This is a genomic window from Jannaschia sp. 2305UL9-9 (assembly GCF_041403465.1).
Lineage (GTDB): Bacteria > Pseudomonadota > Alphaproteobacteria > Rhodobacterales > Rhodobacteraceae > Jannaschia.
Genome location: NZ_JBGEHM010000002.1, coordinates 176,566 through 191,597 on the forward strand (window position 1 = coordinate 176,566; position 15,032 = coordinate 191,597).

The 15,032-nt window shown below is 64.4% G+C and carries 15 protein-coding genes; 4 read left to right on the forward strand and 11 right to left on the reverse strand.

Features of this window, described 5'->3' with window-relative positions; all coding sequences use genetic code 11:
• Positions 1 to 528, reverse strand: a complete 528-nt coding sequence (locus V6N07_RS08670; protein ID WP_371155660.1) for a DUF721 domain-containing protein — start codon at positions 526 to 528, stop codon at positions 1 to 3.
• 71 nt (positions 529 to 599) lie between these two features.
• Here V6N07_RS08670 and V6N07_RS08675 point away from each other — a divergent pair, with 71 nt between their 5' ends.
• Entirely contained in the window at positions 600 to 1,631 is a 1,032-nt protein-coding gene (locus V6N07_RS08675) for an A/G-specific adenine glycosylase (protein WP_371155662.1), read from the forward strand.
• A gap of 54 nt (positions 1,632 to 1,685) precedes the next feature.
• Positions 1,686 to 2,831 (forward strand): alkane 1-monooxygenase, encoded by a 1,146-nt coding sequence (locus V6N07_RS08680; RefSeq protein ID WP_371155663.1) that lies wholly within the window; start codon positions 1,686 to 1,688, stop codon positions 2,829 to 2,831.
• Here the strand turns inward: V6N07_RS08680 and V6N07_RS08685 are convergent.
• The 7 genes from V6N07_RS08685 to V6N07_RS08715 all read right to left on the reverse strand — a co-directional run bounded on the left by V6N07_RS08685 (position 2,820) and on the right by V6N07_RS08715 (position 10,531).
• Entirely contained in the window at positions 2,820 to 3,419 is a 600-nt protein-coding gene (locus tag V6N07_RS08685; protein WP_371155665.1) for a DedA family protein, read from the reverse strand. The genes V6N07_RS08680 and V6N07_RS08685 overlap by 12 nt on opposite strands.
• Positions 3,420 to 3,532: 113 nt before the next feature.
• Complete coding sequence (gene kdsA, locus V6N07_RS08690; RefSeq protein WP_371155666.1) at positions 3,533 to 4,369, reverse strand: 3-deoxy-8-phosphooctulonate synthase; 837 nt, start codon at positions 4,367 to 4,369, stop codon at positions 3,533 to 3,535.
• Entirely contained in the window at positions 4,369 to 5,151 is a 783-nt protein-coding gene (locus V6N07_RS08695; protein WP_371155667.1) for a 3-deoxy-manno-octulosonate cytidylyltransferase, read from the reverse strand. The genes kdsA and V6N07_RS08695 overlap by 1 nt, the downstream gene beginning before the upstream one ends.
• 13 nt (positions 5,152 to 5,164) lie before the next feature.
• Entirely contained in the window at positions 5,165 to 6,109 is a 945-nt protein-coding gene (locus V6N07_RS08700) for an SIS domain-containing protein (protein WP_371155669.1), read from the reverse strand.
• A gap of 49 nt (positions 6,110 to 6,158) precedes the next feature.
• Complete coding sequence (locus V6N07_RS08705; protein ID WP_371155671.1) at positions 6,159 to 7,400, reverse strand: glycosyltransferase family 4 protein; 1,242 nt, start codon at positions 7,398 to 7,400, stop codon at positions 6,159 to 6,161.
• Positions 7,401 to 7,829: 429 nt separating this feature from the next.
• On the reverse strand, positions 7,830 to 8,525 hold the full coding sequence (locus tag V6N07_RS08710; RefSeq protein WP_371155673.1) for a fumarylacetoacetate hydrolase family protein: 696 nt from the start codon (positions 8,523 to 8,525) through the stop codon (positions 7,830 to 7,832).
• A gap of 98 nt (positions 8,526 to 8,623) precedes the next feature.
• Positions 8,624 to 10,531, reverse strand: a complete 1,908-nt coding sequence (locus V6N07_RS08715) for a polysaccharide biosynthesis protein (protein WP_371155675.1) — start codon at positions 10,529 to 10,531, stop codon at positions 8,624 to 8,626.
• A gap of 364 nt (positions 10,532 to 10,895) precedes the next feature.
• Here V6N07_RS08715 and V6N07_RS08720 point away from each other — a divergent pair, with 364 nt between their 5' ends.
• On the forward strand, positions 10,896 to 12,005 hold the full coding sequence (locus V6N07_RS08720; RefSeq protein ID WP_371155676.1) for a polysaccharide biosynthesis/export family protein: 1,110 nt from the start codon (positions 10,896 to 10,898) through the stop codon (positions 12,003 to 12,005).
• 49 nt (positions 12,006 to 12,054) lie between these two features.
• Here the strand turns inward: V6N07_RS08720 and pip are convergent, their stop codons facing one another.
• On the reverse strand, positions 12,055 to 13,050 hold the full coding sequence (gene pip / locus V6N07_RS08725; RefSeq protein ID WP_371155678.1) for a prolyl aminopeptidase: 996 nt from the start codon (positions 13,048 to 13,050) through the stop codon (positions 12,055 to 12,057).
• A 63-nt stretch (positions 13,051 to 13,113) separates the two neighbouring features.
• On the opposite strand from pip, the gene ubiG reads away from it, so the two are divergent.
• A complete protein-coding gene (ubiG, locus tag V6N07_RS08730) occupies positions 13,114 to 13,854 on the forward strand; it encodes a bifunctional 2-polyprenyl-6-hydroxyphenol methylase/3-demethylubiquinol 3-O-methyltransferase UbiG (RefSeq protein ID WP_371155679.1) in 741 nt (246 codons plus the stop codon).
• A gap of 9 nt (positions 13,855 to 13,863) precedes the next feature.
• Here ubiG and V6N07_RS08735 read toward each other — a convergent pair whose 3' ends face one another.
• Positions 13,864 to 14,490: a TetR/AcrR family transcriptional regulator gene (locus V6N07_RS08735; RefSeq protein WP_371155680.1), complete on the reverse strand. Its 627-nt coding sequence runs from the start codon at positions 14,488 to 14,490 to the stop codon at positions 13,864 to 13,866.
• A 140-nt stretch (positions 14,491 to 14,630) separates the two neighbouring features.
• Complete coding sequence (locus V6N07_RS08740; protein ID WP_371155681.1) at positions 14,631 to 14,936, reverse strand: hypothetical protein; 306 nt, start codon at positions 14,934 to 14,936, stop codon at positions 14,631 to 14,633.
• Positions 14,937 to 15,032 lie beyond the last annotated feature (96 nt).

Below are 15,032 nucleotides of genomic sequence, written 5' to 3' on the forward strand. Positions count from 1 at the left end.
TCAATGGCGTTGTTTCGATATGATGTTTGTCGCCAGCCGTTCAAGCGACTGGCGCAATCCGGCGTCACCGACGGCCTTGGTGGTCTCGCGCGCTTCCGCCACGATTTCGGGGGGCGGCGCGGCGGGCGCGCGTTTGGGGCGGGGGGCGAATTCGGCCTGACCTTCGGCAAAGCCGATGGGCGCGGTCTGGGTGATGGCGATGCGGCTGATCGCCTTGTAGCCGTAGCAGGCGTTCACCCGCTCCTCCAGCTTGGGCAATTGCATCTGCAGCATCTGTGCCTGCGCGCCCGTCGTCAGAACCGTCAAGACGGCCCCGAAACTGTCCTGCCCATGGCCACCCCGCCCGGCACGCCCACGCGGGTAGCCGACCTTGACCGGTCGGCAGATGGCCGCAATCTCGGGCCCTGCGATTTCGGCCCAATGGGTCAGAAGGCGGGATTCGGAAAAGCCACGTTTCTCGCTCAACCGCTTGATATCGCGGTCGACGAGGGCCGACACGCGGCGGGGGCCTTTGCGGAACGTCGCCATTCGGGGCTTCCTTCAATCCTTGGGTCACTCTACATCACGCGCTGCTGCGGGGAACAAGGAAGGCTTCACGGATGCGTGACACGCTGAGCGATGCGCTACTGTCGTGGTATGATGCGAATGCCCGCGTCATGCCGTGGCGCGTCTCGCCCGCCGACCGGCGTGCCGGGGTGCGTCCGGACCCCTATCGCGTCTGGCTGTCCGAGGTGATGCTGCAGCAGACAACCGTCGCCGCCGTGCGCGCCTATCATGAGCGGTTTACGGCGCGCTGGCCCACCGTGCAGGCGCTGGCCGCCGCCGAGGACGCGGAGGTCATGGGGGAATGGGCGGGCCTCGGGTACTACGCCCGCGCCCGGAACCTGTTGAAATGCGCGCGGGCCGTGGCCGAACTTGGCGCCTTTCCCGATACGGAGGAGGGCCTGCTGGCCTTGCCCGGCATCGGCCCCTACACCGCCGCCGCCGTTGCCGCGATCGCCTTCGACCGCCCCGCAACCGTGGTGGACGGCAACGTGGAGCGCGTGATGTCGCGCCTGCATCACATCGAGACGCCCCTGCCCGCCGCCAAGCCCGAGATCCGGGCGGTGGCCGAGACGCTGACCCCGAGCGCGCGGCCCGGCGACTATGCGCAGGCGGTCATGGATCTGGGCGCCACCGTCTGCACCCCGCGCAAACCCTTGTGCATGCTGTGCCCGTGGCGGGACGGCTGCGCAGCGCGGCTGGCCGGCGTGGCCGAGACCCTGCCCCGCAAGATGCCGAAAAAGGTCAAACCGGTGCGGCGCGGCATCCTGTATGTCGCCCGCCGCGGGGACCTGTGGCTGCTGGAACAGCGACCCGACAGCGGCCTTTTGGGCGGGATGCTGGCCTTTCCGACCTCCGACTGGGGCGACGACCCGAAACCCGCGCCCCCCGCGCTGGCCGATTGGAAAGACGCGGGCGAGGTGCGACATACCTTCACCCATTTCCACCTGATCCTGCGCGTGATGCTGTCCGAGGCGCCCGGCCCGCCGTCACGCGGAGAGTTCGCGCCGCTGGACCCCGGCACCCTTCCGACGGTGTTTCGCAAGGCGCATACGCTGGTGACGCAAGGTCGCAGCAGCAAACGTTGAGCGGTGCGCCCCGCGGCTGCTAGGGTGCCGCGAACCGAATGGGGCTACGCTCATATGACCACCCACACCCTGCCAGATGCCACCGTCCGCAGCCCTTTGCGCGCGCTGCCGTTCTGGTCCTCCCTGACGATGATCCCCGTGATCTGGCTGAGCGCGGTTCTGGGCGGATGGTGGGTGCTGCTGGTGCCGCTTTATGCCTGGGGCACCTATTCGCTGCTCGATGCCCTCGCCGGGCTGGAGGAAGGCAATGCCGACCCGTTGATGGAGCGGTCGGGCCTTGGCTGGTATCGCGCGATCACCTTGATCTGGGCGCCGGTCCAAGGGGCGACCCTGTTCGGCCTGATCTTCTACGTCACCCGCGCCGACCACCTCGGGCCGTGGGAAGCACTGGGCCTGTTCTTCGGGATGGGCGTCGTGTCGGGGACCATCGGCATCAACTATGCACACGAACTGATGCACCAGAAACCACGGCTCGACCGCTGGCTGGCCGATCTGCTGCTGGCGATGGTTCTCTACTCGCACTTCCGGTCCGAACACCTGCTGGTACATCACCGCTATGTCGCGACACCCCGCGACCCGGTGACCGCGCGCTATAACGAAGGGTTTCATCGCTTCTATCCGCGCGTGCTGCGCGAATGCTGGCACTCCGCTTGGAATGCCGAAGCCGCGATGCTGGCGCGCAAGGGCCTGACGCTATGGCATCGCAGCAATCCGTTCTGGCGCTACTGGGCCTTGCAGGCGGGGTTTGCCGCGCTGGCGCTGATGCTGGGGGGCTGGGGCGGGCTGGCCCTGTTCGCCGTGCAGGCGGGCGTCGCCGTCTGGCAGTTGGAGCTTGTGAACTATGTCGAGCACTATGGCCTGACGCGCCGGCACCTTGGCGATGGCAAGTATGAACCTGTGCGGCCGCATCACTCGTGGAATTCCGCGCAGAAGGCGTCCAACTGGCTGCTGATCAACCTGCAACGGCATTCGGACCACCATTACAAGCCCGACAGGCCCTTTCCCCTGTTGCAGACCTACGAGGCGGACGAGGCGCCGCAACTGCCCGCCGGATACCCGGTGATGACGGCGGCGGCGATGGTGCCCCCGATCTGGCGGCGGATGATGAACCCGCGCGTGCGGGAGTGGCGGCGGACATGGTATCCGGACATCACCGACTGGTCGGCCTACAAGGCGGCGAGCAATCCGCTACCCCGTTGACCGCTGCCGGATCAGCCGCAGGACGTAGTATCCGACGGCAAGCGCCAGCAGCACCCAGAGGATAGGATCGAGATAATCCGCCACCCGGTCATACTGCGATTGCAGCGTATAGCCGAGGATTGCCAGAAACGCCGTCCAGATCGCCGTGCCCGCCGTTGTGGCGATCAGGAACGGCAGGAATGCCATCCGCGCGACCCCGGCCGGGACGGAAATCATGGACCGGGGACCGGGCAGCATCCGCGCGAGGAACACCGCCCAGAGGCCGCGCCTGCGGAACCATTCGCCGGTCTTGTCGATGTCCTTGGGCGAGATGGTGAACCAGCGACCGTATTTGCCCGCCAACTTGCGGAGGCGGCGTTCCCCGATGCGCATACCCACCCAATACCAGAAGATCGCCCCGAGCGTGGCCCCGAGGGTGCCCACGATGATCACGAGCGGCAGGCGGAACGTCCCCTCGGCCGCAAGGAACCCCGCGAGGGGGACGACCACCTCCGATGGAATCGGAGGGAAGACCGTTTCGAGAAACATGAGCCAGCCGAAGGCGAGGTAGCCGCCGCGTGCGAGGAGAGAGGCGATCCAGTCAAACATCGGTCAGCCCTTTTGCGAGCGAGGGAGGGGGCGCCGCCCCCGGCCCTACGGGCCCCCCCGAGGTATTTTCAGCCAGAGGAAGGGGCGGGAAAATGGTTAACGGGCGATAAAGCCTAGAGGCCCTTTCGAAGGGCGTCGAAGGCGCGCAGCTCGGCGACAAGGTCCGCCATGCGGTCGATCGGGATCATGTTGGGGCCGTCCGACGGGGCATTGTCGGGGTCTTCGTGCGTTTCGATGAACAGCGCACTGATGCCCACGGCACAGGCCGCTCGGGCCAGCACGGGGGCGAATTCGCGTTGCCCGCCGGAGGTTCCCCCCTGCCCGCCGGGTTGCTGCACCGAGTGGGTGGCATCGAAGACAACCGGGTAGCCCGTCGCATCCATCGTGGGCAGGCCGCGAAAATCGCTGACGAGGGTATTGTAGCCGAAGCTTGTCCCACGATCACAGAGCAGGATGTTCTCATTGCCCGTGCTGGCGACCTTGGCGGCGACGTTGGGCATGTCCCACGGGGCAAGAAACTGCCCCTTCTTGATGTTGATCGTCCGGCCGGTGCGCCCGGCAGCCAGAAGAAGATCGGTCTGTCGCGACAGGAAGGCGGGGATCTGGAGGATATCGCAGACCTCGCCCGCGGGGGCGCAATGGCCCGGCTCATGCACATCCGTCAGGACGGGACAGCCGAATTCGCGGCGGATTTCGTCGAGAATCCGCAGGCCTTCCTCCATGCCCAGACCACGCTCGGTGCCGAGGGAGGAACGGTTGGCCTTGTCATAGCTGGCCTTGAACACGAAGCGCGTGCCCGTCGGAGCGCAGGCCTCGGCGATGCGCGTGGCCATCATGCGGGCGTGGTCGTGGCTTTCCAACTGGCACGGACCGGTGATCAGGGCGAAGGGTTCCGCCCCGCCGACCGGGATGCCGCTGACGTCGATCACCTTGGATTTGAGGGGGTCCATCACGCGGCTCCTAACACGGCTTCGATACGGGGGACGTCGGCGGGGTTGTTCAACTCCCAGAACAGGCGGCCCCGGGCGTCGACCTCGACGCAGGCGAGGGTCGCGCCGTTCTCGAGGAAGCGAAGCTGTTCGAGACCCTCGCGTTGTTCAAGCACGCCCTCGGGCCATGACATGTAGGCGCGCAGCGCATCTGGGCGGTACGCATAGACGCCGACGTGGTGAAACACGGGAATCGGGTCGGGCAGCTTGCCGGGATCGATGTAGGGGATCACTTCCTTGGAGAAGTAGAGCCCATGCATCTGGCGATCGAAGACAGCCGTCGTCCCGCCGACACGGCCATTGCGGCGGTCTTCGGTAAACATCTCGTAGGTCTGCCGGTCGCAGCGCAGGACCGGCGTGGCGACCTGAGCGTTCGGATCGGTCGCCATGCGGTCGATCAGCGCCTCGATGAACCAAGGCGGGGTCAGCGGCGCATCGCCCTGCAGGTTGACGACGAGATCGGCGTCGATCTGGGCCAAAGCCTCGGCGCAGCGTTCGGTGCCGTTGCGGGCGGCTGACGACGTCATCAGGACGGAGGCGCCGAAGGCCCGCGCCGCCTCGGCGATGCGTTCATCATCTGTCGCGACATGGATCGCGTGGTCGCCGGACACCGTCTGCGCCGCCTCCCACGTCATCTGTATCAGCGTCTTCGTCGTGCCGTCCGCCTGACGCAATGCGGCCAGCGGCTTGCCGGGATAGCGGCTGGAGGCATAGCGCGCCGGGATGAGGATTGCCGTCTTCATGTCAGACCCCTTGTCATGCGACGCCCGCGCGCAGCAGATCATGAATGTGCAGGACACCGACCGGGGTGTGCCCCTCGCAGACGATCGTGACGTTCAGCTTGCGCGCGTTCAGAACCGCCAATGCCTTGGCCGCGAGCATGTCGGGCGGCACCGTCAGGGGGTTGCGCGTGGCGACATCGCCCGCCGAACGCCCCATAAGGTCGGCCATGTTGCGGCGCAAGTCGCCGTCAGTGATGACGCCTGTCAACGCGCCGCCGGATACGATGGCCGCGATGCCAAAGCCCGCCGATGTCATGGTCAGCAATACCTCCGACATCGGTGTCTCGGCGCTGACTTGCGGAACGTCGGTGTGCATCAGGCGGGACACTTTCGCCATCTGCGCCCCCAGTTTGCCACCGGGGTGGAAGACGCCGAAATCTTCGGCCCGAAAACCGCGCTTGCGCAGCAGGGCCACCGCAAGGGCATCCCCCAGCGCGAGGGTCATCGTCGTGGACGTCGTCGGCACCACGCCAAGGCCGCAGGCCTCGGGCAGGGCGGGGATCAGCAGGTGGTGATCGGCCGCACGCATCAGAGTGCTTTCGGGGCGTGAGGACAGGCCCACAAGAGGCACCGAGAACCGCCGCGTATGTTCGATCATGTCGCGCAGTTCCGCCGCCTCGCCGGAATTGGACAGCATCAGGACGACATCGTCATGCCCGATCATGCCCATGTCGCCATGGCTGGCTTCGGCGGGATGCACGAACAGGGCCGGCGTCCCCGTCGATGCCAGCGTCGCCGCGATCTTGCGCGCGATATGGCCCGATTTGCCAATGCCGGTCACGATGACCCGCCCGCTTGCCCCCTTGATCAGGTCGACGACCGCGTCGAAGTCGGCCGGAATTGCGTTCGCAAGCGCGTTCAGCGCCGCGGCCTCGGTCAGCAGAACCTCTCGGCCGCTTTGTGATGCGTCATCCGTCATGGTTTCGGCAGATAGGCGGCTGGACGCCTTCGCGCAACTGTCGTGCCGATCACATGATGATCCGTTTGTCCGCCGGGACCATGTCGTTGATCTGCGCAATGTGCTGCGGCAGGCAAACGTTCAGGAAATCATAGGTCTCGACGACATGTTTGCGCGCGGCACGTCCGAGATGGGCAAACCGCGCCGGATCGGACAGAACGGCGGAAACCTTGTCGGCCAGCCCCTGAGGGTCGAAGAAATCGGTCAGCAGACCCGTTTCCCCATCCGTGATCGCCTCGCGCACCGGGGCGACGTCGCTGGCCACGATGGTCGCCTGCATGGCCATTGATTCCAGCAACGACCACGACAGTACGAAAGGCATGGTCAGGTAGATGTGGCACCGGCTGATCTGAATGATCTTCTGGAAATCGTTGTAGGGCACCTGGCCCAGGAAATGCGTCCGGTCCCAGTCGATCAGATGACCGACCTCGGCCTCCATCTCGGCACGGAAACCGCCCTCTGATTCGCTTTTCTTGCCGTATGACGTATCGTTGCCCCCGACGATCAGGACGCGGGCATTCGGACGCGCGGCCTGTATCTTCGGCAGCGCCCTCATGAACAGGTGAAAGCCACGCGTGCGTTCCATGTTGCGCGCGACATAGGTGAAGATCTCGTCGTCGCGGGTGATCCGGCCGATGCGGCCCAGTTGCAGCGAGACGTCTGCCTTGGGCTTGAGCTTGTCGGTGCGGATACCGTCGTGACAGACATACAGTTTGTCGTGGAAGGTTTCGGGAAAGCAATCCCGTTGCCAACGGGTCGGGCAAAGGCCGCGGTCCACGACATTGATGTTCGTGTAGGGCACCGCATTGCGCGCCTGCAGCAGGAAAGGCGCGGTTTCGTTGGCGGGGTCCTCCGGGTCGAACCCGACCGGGCCACCCTTCTCAAGGTAGAAATATTCGAAGAACCCGAGGATCGGAACATCCGGGTATATGTGCTTCATGAACAGCAGCTCACCCCAGCCCGTATGGCCAAGGATGATGTCCGGCACGAAACCGCGTTCCTTCAATCCGCGCGCGGCCAGTGCCGCACCATAGCCCATGCCGGCCGCCTCTTCCCACACGCGCGACAGGCCGTAGGCGTCCTTCGCAGGCGTGTGATGGGGCTTGTACACGACCTTGGTGACCCCCGGCGTGTCGGGGTAATTGCGGCGCTGCGTCAGGAATACGATCTGATGCCCGCCCCGCTCGACCAGCCAGTCCAGCAATTCGCGATACTGGCCCGGCATGTTCTGATGAACGATCAGGAAATTCATGTGACCCTCGTCTCGTGGTGCTGCGCCGAGGGCAGGCAATTGCCCTGACGGTTGTCGGAGCGATCACCGGCAGCGGGGCCGGACGATGCCCCATCCTCATGGGTTTTGGCCGAATGTAATGGGTGGCCACGCTTACCGTGCAAGCAGGAACCCCGACTGCACCAGCATCTTGTCGATAAAATGGTGGCGATGACAGAGATCTGCCGCCGCTTTGCCGACATGCCGGAATACAGGGGATCCACCGCACTCAACCGACAGGGCGCCCATGGTTCGGGTCACATTTCCTGTGGCGGTGCTTCACCAAACGGACGCACCTGCCGGGAGTGCCCTTCGCACCGCCACCCTCCCAAGGGCAATGCGAAGTCACGCATACGTTATCGCGCTTTTTTCGGTTTGCCCAGTCTTTCGCCACACAGAAGTCCTGCCTGCCTATTCCGACGCCGCAATGGTCAGATCTATATCGGAAAGACCGTCGATTCTGCCTACAAGATGATCGCCCGGCGCCACCGCGCCAACCCCGGCGGGCGTCCCCGTCATGACGATATCGCCGGGCGCGAGATGATAGAGTCGGGACAGATCGACCACGACGTCGACGACCGAGTGAATCATGTCCCCAAGCACCGCATCCTGGCGGCGTTCGCCGTTCACATCGAGGCGAATGGCCAGATCCGCGAGGTCACCGACGGCGTCCGCGCGCGTCAGCGCGCCGAGAATGGCGGATTGCTCGAAATCCTTGGCGGTATCCCACGGCCGCCGCTTTGCCTTGGACGCGCCCTGAAGGTCGCGGCGCGTCATGTCGAGACCGCACCCGAAGCCGAAGATGCCCGCCTGCGCCTCCTCGCGCGATGCGCGAAACAGGGGTGTGCCGATCGCGAAGACCAGCTCCATCTCATGATGGTAGTCTTCTGTCCCCGGCGGATAGGGGATCGTCGCGCCGGATTGCACGATATGGCGCGGGGACTTGGTGAAGTAGAATGGCGCCTCGCGGTCGACCTCGTTTCCCATTTCGGCCGCATGCGCCGCATAGTTGCGCCCGACGCAGAAGATCCGCGCGACGGGATAGGAAGCGTCCTCACCGACGACGGGCAAGGTCGGGACGGGGGCCAGGTCAAACAGGGGGGACATTCGGAACCTCGCAGGTAGGGAAAGGGTGAGTCTTCGCAATCATGCCCCAAGGGGCCGCCCGGTGCAGTCCCGTTTTCACGGCCGTCGACCGCCACGGGTCACACGGGCCGGGTTCCGATGTTGGCGGCTTTCGGCGGGATGGTCTCGAAGCTGTCCAACCGGCGCGCGATGATGTCGAGAACCTGTGTCCGGTCGCCCGCCGCCAGCCCCGCGCGCAGCGCCCGCAGGGTGCTGGCCATCTCGATCTCGGAAAGCGATGCCTCGCGGACGCGGAAAATCTTGCGGTGGGCCGTCGGCTTTTCGGAGCCGTCGAGGAACAGCTCCTCCTCGAGCTTTTCGCCCTGGCTGAGACCGGTGAACACGATCTCGATGTCGCCATCGGGGTTGTCCTCGGACTTGACGGAGTAGCCCGTCGCTTCGATGGCCTGAACCGCGAGGTCGAAGATTCGCACGGGCTCGCCCATGTCGAGCAGGAAAACCTCACCACCTTCGGCAAGGGCCCCCGCTTTCAGGACAAGGCGCGCCGCCTCCTGAATGGTCATGAAAAAGCGGGTCACGTGCGGATGCGTGACCGTGACGGGCCCGCCCTTCTGAATCTGGTCATGGAAGATGGGCACAACCGACCCGGAGGACCCGAGGACATTGCCGAAACGCACCATCGAGAAGATGGGCGCCCCGTTCTCGGGAACACGAGAGGCGAGATCCTGAATGACCATTTCGGCAAAACGCTTGGAGGCCCCCATGACCCCCTTGGGCCGGACCGCCTTGTCGGAGGAAATCAGGGTGAACCGTTCCACACCCGCCGCGATGGCCGCCGTGGCAAGGGTATGCGTGCCCAGAACGTTGTTCGCCATCCCGGCGAGCGGGTTCTGCTGCACGAGGGAGACGTGCTTGTAGGCGGCGGCATGCAGAACGACCTGAACACCGTGTTCCGACAGGACGTGGCGCACCTGTCGCGCATCGGTGACGGACCCCAGCACGAGCACGAGTTCCACGCCGGCGTCCCGCGCAAGCGTGCGCAGCGATGTTTCCACGTTGAACAGGGCCAGTTCGCTCAACTCGAACATCACCAGACGGCGGGGCCGACATTCGATCAGCTGCCGGCAAAGCTCGGACCCGATCGAACCGCCCGCGCCGGAGACGAGAACGGATTTGCCGGTATAATGCTCCGACCCCTTGCCCAGCGGTGTTTCCACTTCGGCACGGCCAAGGAACATCTGCGGATTCACGGTCCGCAGCTTGTCGATCAGAGCTTCCTGTCCGATCAACTGACTGAAGGACGGCAGCATCTGCACTTCCAGCCCCATCTTCTGCAGGCGCCGCGCGATCTGCGCCTGCTTGGGCGGGCTGAGCGAGGGCATGGCCAGCAGAACGCGGTCAATGTCCCGCTTCTCCACGATTTCGCGGATCCTGACGGGGGTAAGCACCGGCAGGCCCGCTATGGTCAGGCCCTGGATTGCCCGGTTGTCATCGACAAAGGCGACGGGGTCGATGTCCTGGTGTGCCTTGAAGGCCTGCACCAGCTGCATGCCCGTGGTCCCGGCCCCGTAGATGAGGACACGGCAGACTTCGTCACCCCGCCGGTAGATCGCGAGGACGATCTGCAACAGGACGACGCGCGCGATCGTCATGAACAGGAACACGCTGATCCCGAACATCAGGTGAAACGGCACCGGCAGACGATAGCCGAGCAGGATCGCCAACAGCATGGAGCCCGCGGCGAGGAAGGTCGCCATGGACGCGACACGCCCGAGGGCCGAGGCGTCGAAATCGGCCAACCGCATGTTCGGAATGTTCAGCAGGATCAGAAGCGCGACGCCGAGTATGCTTACGTAGGGCAGGCCCACGACCAGAACGGTCGACACGTCGAGCGTCCCCTCCGGCAGCGGTTGAACCACCAGAGTGAACAGCAGCGCACCGCAGATCAGAAGCAGATCGAGAAACAGAAAGACATATGATTTCTGGCGCCTGTCCAGAAACTTGATGATCTTGAGAAGGGCTTTCATTCGCTCGACCCTTTGCGAAAAATCGGATGCCGGGTCCGGGCGGAAACGCGAAATCGTGGGAACCGGGCAGATCCATCGAACCTGCCGAAGCGACCGACAACAAAAGTCATGCCCACCCCCCGGTTCCGGCAACTTGAAATGTAGTCTGTAGCTACCTCATGCTGCACCGCAGCACAACATTCCTGCGGCGCCCTCAGACGGATAGGCAGCTTCCCGCCTTCTACCCGATGCCACCTCGCAACAACAGAGGCTCGCGCAAGATGCTCTGCGTTGACGGCAACGGCCGCAAATGTAACCTCCTCACGCGGGTCGGGATATTGCCCCTGCCAGAACGATTGGACCGTCTGAGGAGGCGCGAGCTGACATGAGCACCTTGCTTCGACTACTACTCGTCATCGCTGGTATCAGCCTGATCACGGGCTGCACCCTGCCCCGTGGAAGCGCCGGTCAATCCGAACTTCTCAGGGGTCAGGACTCCGATATAGCCGAGTTCGCGGTCTATCCCGTCACCCGTGCCTTCCTGCCGTCGGTTCAGCAATGGCCGCTGGTCGGAGAGGAGCATCTGAGCTGGGTATCCGCCAGTGCAGGATCGAATGGACAGCTGATCCGGGCAGGCGACAACCTCGACGTGGTCATCTGGGACAACAGCGAGAATTCGCTGCTGACGACACAAGGCTCTCGCCAGGTGGAGCTTCAGGGCGTGCGCGTCTCACCCGGTGGTTCGATCTTCCTGCCATATCTCGGCGACGTGCGCGTCGCCGGGCTCAGCCCCGATCGGGCGCGCAACCGCGTGCAGGAAGCGCTGGTGCCGATCGCCCCGTCGGCGCAGGTGCAGATCAGCCTGACGGAAGGACGCGGAAACTCCGTCGACCTCGTCGGGGGTGTCGGCGCGCCCGGCAGCTATCCCATGCCTGACCGGAATTATACCGTGCTCAGCCTGATCGCGGCGGGCGGCGGCGTGTCACAGGGGCTGACCAATCCGCAGATCCGGCTCAAGCGGGGCGGTCGTCTCTATGGCACCTCGATCGATCGCCTATATAGCGAGCCGCGTCTCGACACCCTTCTGACCGGTGGCGATCAGGTCATCGTTCAGGAAGACGACCGGTATTTCCTGTCCGTCGGCGCCGCCGGGACCGAAGCCCTGCACCCGTTTACCAAGGATGTCGTCACGGCGATGGACGCCATATCCATCATCGGCGGCATCAGCGATTCACGCGCCAATCCTCAGGGCATCCTGATCTTGCGGGAATATCCCACCTCCGCACTCAGCGCCGGGGTGAGGGGTCCGCGCAATCAGCGCGTCGTCTTCACCCTTGATCTGACTTCGGCGGACGGCGTGTTTTCGGCCCGGAACATGCGGATCGCCCCCGGCGACCTGATCTATGTCACCGAAAGTCCGGTCGTCGCGACCCGCACGGTGTTCAGCATCATCGGCTCCGCCTTCGGCCTCGTGGCAGCCGTGCCGGGCGACTGATCTACGACGGAACGTCGGGCAGCATCTGCCCGACCTCGGCCCATGACTGTCAGTCGTCGAACCTGAGGGTGTCCGTTCGGGTCTGCGCGATCCGGTCGAGGGACCGCACCAACTGCTCGGAGATACCCGGCTCCGACAGGGCGTGGCCGGCAAACGGGATCATGTGCAGCGTCGCCGCATCCAATGCACTGGCCAGAAGCTGGGCCGACAGGGGCGGACATATCATGTCATAGCGCCCCTGCACGATGACGGTCGGGACGCCGGTCAGCCGGTGCAGGTTCTGTCGGATCCAGCCGTCGTGCTCCAGAAAACCGGCATTGCTGAAATAATGATTCTCCAGCCGCGCGAAGGCGCGGGCGTATTCGCCATTGGGCTCTCCGCTCTGGCCCTGACTGCGCACGGAGGCGAGCGCGTTCTCCCAGGAGGCCCATGCGCGGGCGTAGCGGACCTGTTCATGCGCGGGGGTATCGAACAGGCGGCGCTTGTACGCCGCGATCAGGTCGTCATGCTCCTCCGGCGGAATGAGGCTGGTGAACCGATTCCACTGATCCGGCCAGAATTGGCCCGCGCCACCGCCGTAGAACCAGTTCAGCTCCCGCTGCTCCATCAGGAAGACACCGCGCAGGATCAGGCGGGCCGTCCGGTCCGGATGGGTGATTCCGTAGATCAGGGAAAGGGTCGCCCCCCAACTGCCCCCGAAAACGGCCCAACGGTCGATCGCCAGCAGATTGCGGATATGCTCGATATCCGCGACGAGGTGCCATGTCGTGTTGTCGCGCACGCTGGCATGGGGGCGGGACCGGCCACAGCCGCGCTGATCGAACAGTACCACGCGGTAGATTGCCGGATCGAAGAAACGCCGCATCATCGGGCTGCACCCGCCACCCGGCCCCCCGTGCAGGACGACGACCGGCAACCCATCGGGATTGCCGCATTGCTCGACATACAACCGATGCCCATCGCCCACGTCGACCATGCGCTGATCGAAGGGGTCGATCGGGGGATACAGTGCCGCAGCCGGGCCTTGTGACGTATTTCTATCCATCGTCGACCTATATAGGTCAGACAGCGCGCCGCACCATGGATATCGGACGAAAGGATCAATCCAATGACCACCACCATCGACGACGCAGAAATCGCGAAGTTCCAGGCCATGGCCGCCGAGTGGTGGGACCCGGAAGGCAAGTTCAAGCCGTTGCACATGCTGAACCCGTGCAGGCTGGACTACATCACACGACAGATCGCGGGCGAGTTCGACCGGGACCTGTCGACCAACGCGCCATTCGCCGGACTGCGTATCCTCGATATCGGTTGCGGCGGTGGCCTTCTGTCGGAACCGATGGCCCGTCTGGGCGCGACCGTGGTCGGCGTCGATGCGGCGGAACGCAATATCCCGGTGGCCCAGGCCCACGCCGCCCAGTCCGGCCTGGAGATCGACTATCGCCATACGTCCGCCGAGGCGCTTCTGGAAACCGACGAGGCACCGTTCGACGTCGTCCTGAACATGGAAGTCGTCGAACATGTCTCCGACCCGCTCGCCTATCTGACGGCCTGTCAGCGCCTCTTGCGTCCCGGAGGCCTGATGATCTGCTCGACGATCAACCGGAACCCAAAATCCTACCTGATGGCGATCATCGGCGCAGAGCACGTCATGCGCTGGCTGCCGAAGGGGACCCACGAATGGTCCAAGTTCATCACCCCGGACGAATTGTTCGCGTTGATCGAACAGGCGGGGCTGCGCCCCGAGGATCGCATGGGCTTCGTCTTCAACCCGGTCCTGTGGTCATGGAAATTGTCCGACCGGGACCTGTCCGTGAATTACGTGACGGCCAGCGTCAAACCGGCCTGAACACACCGGTCAGAGATGTTCCTTGACGCCGTAGCGGGCGAGGAACGTCTCGACCGCGCCTTCGATGACGCGTGTCTTTTCGGCTTCGGACACGGATTTCCGGATCCCGAACATCAACTCCGAAAACAGCGTCGCCTTGCACAGCTCGCTGAACTGATCCGCGGCCAGCGCAAGATCGTCGATGACAAGCTCGCCATCGGCGACGGCTTCGCGCAGATACTCGACCATCTTGGCGCGGAACAGCTTGGGGCCCGTTTCGTAGAACTCCCGGCCCAGTTCCGGAAAGCGATCGGATTCGGCGACACAGATGCGAAAGATCGACTGACCGAAGGACGACAGGAAGAACGACAACATCCGGTCGGCGGCGGTGCACAGCACCTCTCGCGGGTTGGCGTCGACGGTCAGGATCGTGTCCGCCTCCTCGATCTGAAGGCTGCATTCCGCCTTGGCAACTTCCATGAACAACAGGCGTTTGTCCGCGAAATAGCTGTAGAGGGTGGCCTTGGACACGCCGGCGGCGCGCGCGATCGCATCGACGCTGGCGCCTTCGTAGCCATCGGACATGAACACGGTCCGGGCCCCGTCGAGGACCTGGTCGAACTTCCGGCCCTTCTTGATCGGCATCACGTCATTCATCCCGCACCCCTCTGCGCCCGAAATATAGGCTGAGGCGCCAGCGGCACAAGCATCACGTAAAGGACGCCCGACGGAATCGACGCGGGCCACCCGTGGGAGGGGCGGGCGCCCGCGCGATCCGTCGATAATGGGCGAACGGCTCAGTTGCCGGAACCCATGATCGTGGCAATGGACGAGAGGCTGACGGTGCCACAGGCATCGCCGGAGATCCCGGCAGACAGCTCCAGCTGGGTGCAGGTCCCATCGGCGCTCAGACCGGAGCGGCCGGACCGAACGACGGGGGCATCCACGCGGGTCCAGCCATCGTCGTCGATGTCGACGGTCATCGTGGCGGCGGCGGGGGCGTCGACGAAACGCCAACCGTCATCGTCGATGTCGATGTTCTGAGCGAGAGCCGGCATGGCAACGAGCGAGGCGGTCAGGGCGGCGAAGATAATCTTGGTCATGGCGTGCGGTCTCCGTATCATTTTGAACCGAACCGTTCAGTTCATAATCTGCTAAATACATCATCAGTAGCGCCACGCAATACATAAACTGAACCG

Bases quoted from the DNA above. Each gene is read 5' to 3' on its own strand.
- V6N07_RS08670 (WP_371155660.1), bottom strand. From the start codon at position 528: ATGGCGACGTTCCGCAAAGGCCCCCGCCGCGTGTCGGCCCTCGTCGAC.
- V6N07_RS08675 (WP_371155662.1), top strand. From the start codon at position 600: ATGCGTGACACGCTGAGCGATGCGCTACTGTCGTGGTATGATGCGAAT.
- V6N07_RS08680 (WP_371155663.1), top strand. From the start codon at position 1,686: ATGACCACCCACACCCTGCCAGATGCCACCGTCCGCAGCCCTTTGCGC.
- V6N07_RS08685 (WP_371155665.1), bottom strand. From the start codon at position 3,419: ATGTTTGACTGGATCGCCTCTCTCCTCGCACGCGGCGGCTACCTCGCC.
- kdsA (WP_371155666.1), bottom strand. From the start codon at position 4,369: ATGGACCCCCTCAAATCCAAGGTGATCGACGTCAGCGGCATCCCGGTC.
- V6N07_RS08695 (WP_371155667.1), bottom strand. From the start codon at position 5,151: ATGAAGACGGCAATCCTCATCCCGGCGCGCTATGCCTCCAGCCGCTAT.
- V6N07_RS08700 (WP_371155669.1), bottom strand. From the start codon at position 6,109: ATGACGGATGACGCATCACAAAGCGGCCGAGAGGTTCTGCTGACCGAG.
- V6N07_RS08705 (WP_371155671.1), bottom strand. From the start codon at position 7,400: ATGAATTTCCTGATCGTTCATCAGAACATGCCGGGCCAGTATCGCGAA.
- V6N07_RS08710 (WP_371155673.1), bottom strand. From the start codon at position 8,525: ATGTCCCCCCTGTTTGACCTGGCCCCCGTCCCGACCTTGCCCGTCGTC.
- V6N07_RS08715 (WP_371155675.1), bottom strand. From the start codon at position 10,531: ATGAAAGCCCTTCTCAAGATCATCAAGTTTCTGGACAGGCGCCAGAAA.
- V6N07_RS08720 (WP_371155676.1), top strand. From the start codon at position 10,896: ATGAGCACCTTGCTTCGACTACTACTCGTCATCGCTGGTATCAGCCTG.
- pip (WP_371155678.1), bottom strand. From the start codon at position 13,050: ATGGATAGAAATACGTCACAAGGCCCGGCTGCGGCACTGTATCCCCCG.
- ubiG (WP_371155679.1), top strand. From the start codon at position 13,114: ATGACCACCACCATCGACGACGCAGAAATCGCGAAGTTCCAGGCCATG.
- V6N07_RS08735 (WP_371155680.1), bottom strand. From the start codon at position 14,490: ATGAATGACGTGATGCCGATCAAGAAGGGCCGGAAGTTCGACCAGGTC.
- V6N07_RS08740 (WP_371155681.1), bottom strand. From the start codon at position 14,936: ATGACCAAGATTATCTTCGCCGCCCTGACCGCCTCGCTCGTTGCCATG.